The sequence below is a fragment of the Photobacterium sp. DNB23_23_1 genome, assembly GCF_052873815.1.
This window is the reverse complement of sequence record NZ_JBNNXT010000072.1, coordinates 1-8,453: the sequence shown is the minus strand read 5'-3', so window position 1 is coordinate 8,453 and position 8,453 is coordinate 1. Positions and strand designations below refer to the sequence as shown.

The following is an 8,453-nucleotide window of genomic DNA, read 5'->3' as shown; positions in this document are numbered from 1 at the left end:
TGTCTCCATTTGAATGAAAACAAAATCATACGTTTCGGGAAAGCTTAATTGAATGTGGGGTTTATGACGCGCTTACATTTGAATGAAAACAAAATCATACGTTTCGGGAAAGCTTAATTGAATGTGGGGTTTATGACGCGCTTACGAAATACAGCTATTAATTCGAAATCAATTTTCGGTATTACTCTGAAAAGAAAATAGGCTTACAAGCTAAGCTTGTAAGCCTTTGGAGCGTACCATCCCAGTATCAACATCCACTTATTCGAACCCTGATGCAGGCGGTTTCTACAATGAATCACAGTAAATAACTCAAGCATTCCTACTGGGGGCTATTCACTTCATATGAACTCTAAACAGCATTAACCAAAACTTTTACAGCAAGCATTCCGGGGTCATCGACACCAATCGATTTTTCAGCAAACATGCGGGCCCGCCCTAATCCATTTGGCCGGTCTCTATACTCTGCCAAAACTCTATCAACTGACTGCTTTGCTGCAACTTTGTAGTCAACAATGTCAGCTTTAGCCAAATCAATAGACAAACCATAGATAATATCCAAAACGGACTTTTTACCTAACTCCCCTTTCCCCCTATCAGCCATAGCTTTCCAAGCACAATCTAAAATCGGCGCAAGATCATGGTGACTTAATTGAGTTAAGTTGTTCGACTTACAGTACTTAGCGGCCGACATAAACCCTGTTGCCTGTAATGTGCCAAAAGAAGATGCACATGAACGCTGTAAAGATTTTGATACTTGGAAAAAAATTTTTGAGCAATCATCAGACCATTCATCGGAATCGGAAGCAATAGCCCTCCACCCCGTGCTCATAGTAAGCCCAAGATCACCATCACCCAACCTGGCATCAGCTTCGCACAATGCTGTTTCATTCTCTCGGCATGCTTGTGCAAGCCTCTGTGCACACTCAATAAGTGCCCTATTGTCAATTTTCATATATTTATACCTTCCAGAACGCACATTCTGCTGGTGCCAATAACAACTCTTTCATTTCTTCATCAAGCTTACAAAGAGATATACTTGCGCCCGTCATCTCCATTGAGGTTACGTAGCGGCCAACCAAAGGCAATACAATAGAAACACCAAGCTCGGACATACGTTCAGAAATACGATTGTAGAGAATATATAACTCCTCCAGAGGCGTAGCACCAAGTGAGTTAACCAATACAGACACCTCATTTCCCGGCTTTAACTCAAGTTCGGGTAAGAGGTTATCAATAATTTCATCCGCTATTTCGTTTGCTGTTTTAAGCTCACTTTTATGGATACCAGGCTCTCCATGTATTCCCATTCCCATTTCCATTTTTCCTTCCGGAATTGAGAATGTTGGTTCACCAACTCTGGGGAGAGTACATGGTGTAAGTGCACACCCCATAGTGCGAGTCATATCTACAGTCTTTTGTGCTACCCGTGTTACATCCTCAAGAGACGCTCCTGTCTCAGCCATTGCCCCCGCTGTTTTGTACGCATAAATTATCCCAGCAACACCACGTCTTTTGCCCCGCTCAGCGTAAGGGGCAGAAACGATATCATCGGTACCTAATACTGTCATACATTGAGTGTCATCTTCGAATTCAACGTTTTCACTCGCCATATCGAAATTCATGACATCACCGCCATAATTTCCATATAGGAGCAAAACACCTTTACCCTGATCGACTTCTTTAATCGTGTTGGTCATAAGGTCAGAAGACGGAGAGGCAAAAACATCACCAATAGAAGCAGCATCAAGCAACCCCTCACCCACATAACCTGTGAATAATGGTAAATGACCAGATCCACCACCCGTAACAATGGCAACCTTTTCATACTTAGGTTTAGTCGCACGACAGATCAATCTTGGAATTGGCTGCTTATAATAATTAGGATGAGCTAAACACATACCAGCAAGCATTTCATCAACATAGTCTTCAGGTTTATTCAAAAACTTTTTCATCATCATTTCCTTATAATATTGGTAGCTAATAAAAGTTTTCACTTCGAAGATAAGACTCTAACCCCTCCTATAGATTTAGGCTTTGACCAAAATAGAACTAATAACAGGCTTAATCCCCAAGCAAACTCCTTAATAAAATTACTCGAACCAGATTGATAAATACTATTGAGTCCTGTCGATAATATTTGCAAAAGCAAAACGGCAATAATAACACCGATGATGTTTCCTTTTCCTCCATCTGGTGCTATTCCACCAAGAACGGAAATAAGTACAGCTAACAAAACATACGAATTACCATAGTCCACATTAATTGAGTTACTAATCGCTAATGTTAAGACTCCAGCTATAGATGCCAAAAAAGCACTACAAATGTATGTTTTGAAAAGGACTCTGTTTGTTTCAACACCAGAAAATAGAGCAGCTTTTTCATTCTCGCCATAAAGATAAATATGACGCCCAAATTTGTACTTATTAAGCATGAGATATAGGAGAACTCCTACCGCAAAAAATACAATAGTAGGTACAGGTAAAAAAATAACTGAGCTGCGTCCAAAGTCATTTAATTCAGATAACCCAATTAAGGTGTTACCTTTAGTGATCAACATTCCTATCCCTGTAAAAAACATTCCGGAACCCAAAGTTACCAACATAGGCGGACACTTAGTCTGCGTGATAACCAAAGAGTTTAAGCAACCACATAATACACCAACAATAAAAGCAACCGTTACTCCGATAAATACAGCAATAAAAGTGCCATAAATGGGTTGAAAGATAACCATAACTGTTGCAGAACATATTGCAGAGAGATTAGCTATTGCATTGATTGAAATGTCTATTCCTCCCGTAATCATAGTCAATGCTACGGCTAAACTAAGTATTCCCACTATTGTAGATTGAAGTAGCATTGACTCCATATTTTGAAGTGATAAAAATAATTTCGGGTTCAAAATTGAAAACAATATAAAAAAAATCAAAATAAGACATGAAAGAAACCTAACACGTCCATCAATGCGGTTAGCTATTAATTTCTTCATATCTATTACTCCGATTATTGTATTTAACCGATAACTTTTTAATCTTATCCTGGATGGTAGGCAGAGAAATGGCTAAAATTATTAGTCCACCTATAAACATGTCATGGCTGTATGAAGGAATACTTAAGAGAGTTAACGAGTTCCTGACTATGGCTATCATCATCACACCTAAAACAGTCCCTAAAACCGTCCCTTTACCTCCAATTATTGAAGCACCACCAATAATAACTGCAGCAATAACATCTAACTCTGTACCAATTAAAGTAAATGGGTCAGCGGCTCGAATAAACCCTGCTGACATAATGCCAGCATAACCGGAGAGCGCACCAACCAACATATAAACAATAATTTCAATACGCTTGATAGGAAAGCCAGCCCGCTTGGCCGAGAGTCTATCCCCCCCCATTGCATAAGCCTGCCGACCAACTATAGTAAAGCGTAATACAAGAGCAATTACTGTAGCAATAAGTGCAACTATAATAAACGATGTATGAAATCCCACTTTTGCCCCATTACTTGCTGTAACGAAAAACAAGTTATCACGAGAGAAATCTGAAATACCTTTCGGTAATTGACGAACATAATCTGCACCAATGAAGAATAAAAGGAACCCTCGATATAAGCTCATCGTCCCTAAAGTAACAATAAGAGGATTTACCTTAAGCCTATGAACCAATACACCGTTGAATAATCCTAATAGAGTACCAATACATATGCTCATTAATGCTATAAGACCAAAATTCATATTCATGTCCAGGGAAATTGCAATCTTTAGGCTGCTATACATTGAGAAAACACCAATTGCAGCAAAAGATATATCGAACCCACCTATAACTAAAACAACCAAGAAAGCTAGAGCAAATGTCATTGTTACCATACTGTTTTTCGTTAGAAAAATAATATTCATAGGTGACAGAAACATAGGGTTAATAACAGAAATGATTACTATCAGAAGAGAAATAGTTATAATTAATAGCTTTTCCTGTGCTGTGAATTTTGAGAGTAAATTATGCATATTCTAACTCCTCAATAGACTCAACATTAATATTTGTATCTATAGATTGATTAACAATACACCCTTTATCGAGTTTTATAATTGTATTACATGTTGTTTTTAATTCAGATATATCATCTGATATTATAATTACACCAATACCAAGATCTGCAACTTTACAAATAGTATGATGAATTTCGCTTTTTGAGCCCACATCAACACCGACCGTTGGCCGATTTAAGATAATTATTTTTGGTTTGCTTGATAGCCATTTAGAGAGCAGTACCTTTTGTTGGTTACCGCCCGACAGTGCATTAACGGGAAGAGCACCACTCGGCGTAGCAATAGATAACTTAGATATCCATTCAGTACCTTGTTGGACAAGTTTGCTTTCATCAATTGTACCAAATCTAGTCAGCAAACTATCTAATTTTACAGTTGCTATATTTAAATTAATTGACTCAGTAAGGAATAACCCCTCTGTTAACCTATCTTCTGGAACATATGCAATACCATGAAATAAAGCATCACGTACACTACTGATATCAACTAATTGATTGTTAATATATATTCTACCACTATCCAATGGTAGCATACCAAATAGTGATAAAGCGAGATCAGTACGGCCTGATCCCATTTTTCCACTTAAGCCTAGCACTTCACCTTTCTGTAAGGAAAAAGAAATATTTGAGAACTTATTACTACGGTTAATATTGTCAACTTTTAATAATGAAGCATTGGTTTTTTTGACGATTTTTCTTCTCACCGGTGGGCTAGGAAGGTCACAACCAATCATGGCACAAGTAATTTTTGATATGTTTAATTTTGACGCAGATTGATCCAGTACACTCATACCATTACGCATCACAAAAACACGGTCAGATATATCTAGTACTTCTTCCAACTTATGACTAATAAAAATAAAGGAAATACCTTGCGACTTAAGATGTTTAACTAATAATAATAACTTATTTATTTCATCATCCGTTAATGCGGTTGTAGGTTCATCCATAATAATGAGATTTGCATTTTGTATAATGGTTCGAGCAATTGCTACCGATTGCTTTTCAGCCACTGTTAAGTCACTGACTAACGCCTCTAATTTTAAATCTACACCAATACTTTTTAAAGATTCAGCTGCAAGCGCAATACCTTTACCATACTCTACCAGAGTTTTTTTTGATGATGATTGTTTAACCAAATAGATATTTTCAGCAACGCTTAAGTTTGGAAAAAGTGAAAAATCTTGGTAGATTATATGGATTCCTAACGCCATTCTTTCTTGAATGCTGAAGTTTGATATATCAACATTATTAAAGAATACACTCCCGGAGTCTTGAGCTTCAGCACCAGCAATAATTTTTGAAAGTGTTGATTTTCCGCAACCATTTTCACCAGCAAGGCAAACAATTTCACCATCGTCAAGATGGAGAGTTACATCTTTCAATGCTTGTACCCCACCATAACGTTTAGAAACTGAATTTACCATTAACTTAAGTTTCTTATTCATGCAACCACCTCACTCACGATAGTGGATGCAACAACGAACATTGCACCCACAAATACAGCACTAGAAGTTATAGTCATTCATATTATCGACAGTGACATCAATCCATGCACTTCCCATAATATCTTTCTCTTCTACAGTTACACTTTCATAACCGGGTAGACCCAAGCTGTCCCCTGAAGCGATTTTTTTACCCTCTGTTACCCTCTTCATGATTTCATTCATTGCCTTACCAGCAACAGCAGGATCCCAGAAGCTAATCATGTCGATTACACCGTCTTCCAACCCTGATCCTGCAACTGAGACTATGCTTGTGCCAACAACCGTTGTCACATCTCCAAGGCCTGCTTCATATATTGCCTGACCAATACCAACTACATCTATAGATGCACTACCAATAAAGCCCCGAACATTGGGGTTGGTCACTAGGATTTCTTGTGTTTTCCGGTACGCGACCTGAGCATCTTCATTTGAGACAAATTTATCGCCAACCAAAGTCATATTGGGATAATTTGATTTTTGATGCTGAATCGCAGCTTCAACCCAAATGTTGTGAGTTACATTAGTTAAATTACCCACAAAAACAACATATTCACCTTTCTCATTCATTCTTTCAGCAAGCGCATCCATAAAGTGACGACCATAATCCTCATTATTGAATGCATCGATGTTGTAATCTACATTGGTCATGCCGGCACCTTCATGGGTGACAACAACCATGCCATTAGAGCGTGCTTTTTTTAATAGAGCTTCCAATGAATTCGGTGATAAAGGAACCACACCGATACCATCAATCTTTTGTGCAATAAGATCTTCAATTAACTGACCTTGCTGGGCTACATCAGCCTGAGACGGGCCTTGTTCAAAGGTACGAACTCCAGCGGTTTCATTGCCATATTCATTAACACCAGATGCGAGCCGCTGAAACCATGATGCACCAGCCAATTTCGAAACTGTAGCAAACGTTTTTTCTTCTGTGGCATGAGCTGATAGCATTGATCCTAAAAATAAAGTAACCAAACATGCTGTAACTACTTTTCTTTTCATTTGTCATTCCTTGAATAAGTTAGAGGGGTGTAGATCCTTCATTCATTAAACAGAAAAAGGAATTTCGTATTTATCACACAGTTTTAGTAAAGCTAATTTAAGAGATTGACTTTCCTCTTTGGTCAAATCTAGTTGCGGTAAACGCATATAACCTACATTCAATCCCCGCATATTTAATGCCGATTTAAATATAGCCATATTTGAACCAGATTTTAATACATCACTAAATTTTACACATGCTTTCTGCCAATATTGTGCCTCTTCAAAGTTACCTTCCTGATAGGATTTATACATATTTACAAATGGTTCAGGAAATACGCAGGAGCAGCCAGACACTGTTCCATCACAACCAGATTGAATAAATCCATTGAAAAATTTATCGTAACCATGTAATACAGAAAATCCCTCTTTAACCGTCAAGTAGCTCAGGGTAGTATTCAAGTCCGAAAAACTATATTTAATTCCAATTACATTACTACATTGGTCAGCGACTTTTTTAACAACGTCAGGGCTAACGTCATTAGCTGCACATTGAGGAATGTTATATAAATAGACAGGAAAATCCGGAGAGACACAGTTTGCAACAGTAACAAAATAATTTTCTAATTCACGATCAGAAGCAGGAAAAAACTGCGGTGTAACAATACCTATCCCTTGTGCGCCTATTGACTGTGTATGTTGCGCTAAAATGATGGTCTCTTCCATCGTCATTGCTCCAACATGAACAAAAACAGGTATTCTCCCCGCAACAGTATCGACGACAGTTTCTGCAACTAGTTTACGCTCTTCCAAAGAGAGACGTAACATCTCACCTGTTGTGCCACAAGGATATAAACAATTCACACCTTTTTTCACCAGCATCTCTGTTAACTTTTTCAATGCTAAAACATCTATCTGATCATTGTTATCCAATGGAGTGACCATTGCTACTGTTACGCCAAATAACTTATTCATATTATTTCCTTGGTCAGTTAAGCTCTTAAAAATTTAAGAAACACTATGATGATAAAATTAGTCTCTGTATCACACATTCAAACTATTATAATGAAAAATTTTTAAACGTATTAAGTGATGAATTCAAAACTCAATCAGAACAATTTACTTAAGTGAAGTGACATCCATACTAATATTACTTACATTGTTTCGTTTTAATTTATTAAAGCTGTTTTTAATCTGTATAAAAACAATCATTAAAAATATCATTGCGAGAACAGCTGATATGGGACGATTGACGAAATTTATAAAGCTTCCATCTGACTTCAATATAGATGATAATAAATTCTTCTCAAGCATTGGACCCAATATCATGCCTAAAATTATTGGAGATATAGGATAATTATTTTTCTGTAAAAAGAAACCAATAACACCCATTATCAACATAACAACAATTGATGAAATTGAATTAGTGATAGCAAAAGATCCTACAATGCTAAACAATATAACAATTGGATATACAACGGCATTATCAATTTGAACAATCCTTTTTAATACGTTAACAGCAATAAATGCCAAAGGGACAAGAATTATGTTTGCTATAAAAAATATTAGAAAAACAGCATATAACTTATCAGCATTGAAAATGAATAATGTTGGCCCAGGCTGAAGATCTTTCATATATAAAACACCAATAATAATCGCTGCTGCTGAATCTCCGGGGATACCAAAGACTAATGAAGGTATCCAGCTTCCAGCTAGACTCGCATTATTACTGGCTGATGCATCAACTAGTGCTTCTTCTGAACCATGCCCATAATCTTCAGGTTTTTTGGATAACTTCTTTGAAACAGCATATGACATCCATGCGGCAATATCAGCGCCAGCACCGGGCAAAGCGCCAACAAGCGCCTGAATTCAGATAATAAGTGCGACACTCATGGGAAGGTGTAAAAGAGGAAGCCAACTGCCGAAAGTGGTACGCT

8 protein-coding genes are annotated in these 8,453 nt (G+C 37.4%); all 8 read right to left on the bottom strand.

All coding sequences use genetic code 11. From position 1 onward, the window contains the following. Window positions 1–349: 349 nt before the first annotated feature. Window positions 350–952, bottom strand: coding sequence for a DAK2 domain-containing protein (locus ACVA53_RS24470; RefSeq protein WP_446506569.1), 603 nt, complete (start codon window positions 950–952; stop codon window positions 350–352). 4 nt (window positions 953–956) lie between these two features. Beyond that, window positions 957–1,952, bottom strand: a complete 996-nt coding sequence (locus ACVA53_RS24465; RefSeq protein ID WP_446506568.1) for a dihydroxyacetone kinase subunit DhaK — start codon at window positions 1,950–1,952, stop codon at window positions 957–959. Between the two features lie 38 nt (window positions 1,953–1,990). Then, window positions 1,991–2,986: an ABC transporter permease gene (locus tag ACVA53_RS24460; RefSeq protein WP_446506567.1), complete on the bottom strand. Its 996-nt coding sequence runs from the start codon at window positions 2,984–2,986 to the stop codon at window positions 1,991–1,993. Next, a complete protein-coding gene (locus tag ACVA53_RS24455) occupies window positions 2,967–4,001 on the bottom strand; it encodes an ABC transporter permease (RefSeq protein WP_446506566.1) in 1,035 nt (344 codons plus the stop codon). The genes ACVA53_RS24460 and ACVA53_RS24455 overlap by 20 nt, the downstream gene beginning before the upstream one ends. After that, a complete protein-coding gene (locus ACVA53_RS24450; protein WP_446506565.1) occupies window positions 3,994–5,490 on the bottom strand; it encodes a sugar ABC transporter ATP-binding protein in 1,497 nt (498 codons plus the stop codon). The genes ACVA53_RS24455 and ACVA53_RS24450 overlap by 8 nt, the downstream gene beginning before the upstream one ends. A gap of 60 nt (window positions 5,491–5,550) precedes the next feature. Beyond that, window positions 5,551–6,534, bottom strand: coding sequence for a substrate-binding domain-containing protein (locus ACVA53_RS24445; protein WP_446506564.1), 984 nt, complete (start codon window positions 6,532–6,534; stop codon window positions 5,551–5,553). Window positions 6,535–6,579: 45 nt separating this feature from the next. After that, complete coding sequence (locus tag ACVA53_RS24440) at window positions 6,580–7,488, bottom strand: dihydrodipicolinate synthase family protein (protein ID WP_446506563.1); 909 nt, start codon at window positions 7,486–7,488, stop codon at window positions 6,580–6,582. Window positions 7,489–7,632: 144 nt separating this feature from the next. Continuing rightward, a complete protein-coding gene (locus ACVA53_RS24435; protein WP_446506570.1) occupies window positions 7,633–8,385 on the bottom strand; it encodes a tripartite tricarboxylate transporter permease in 753 nt (250 codons plus the stop codon). Between the last annotated feature and the right edge of the window lie 68 nt (window positions 8,386–8,453).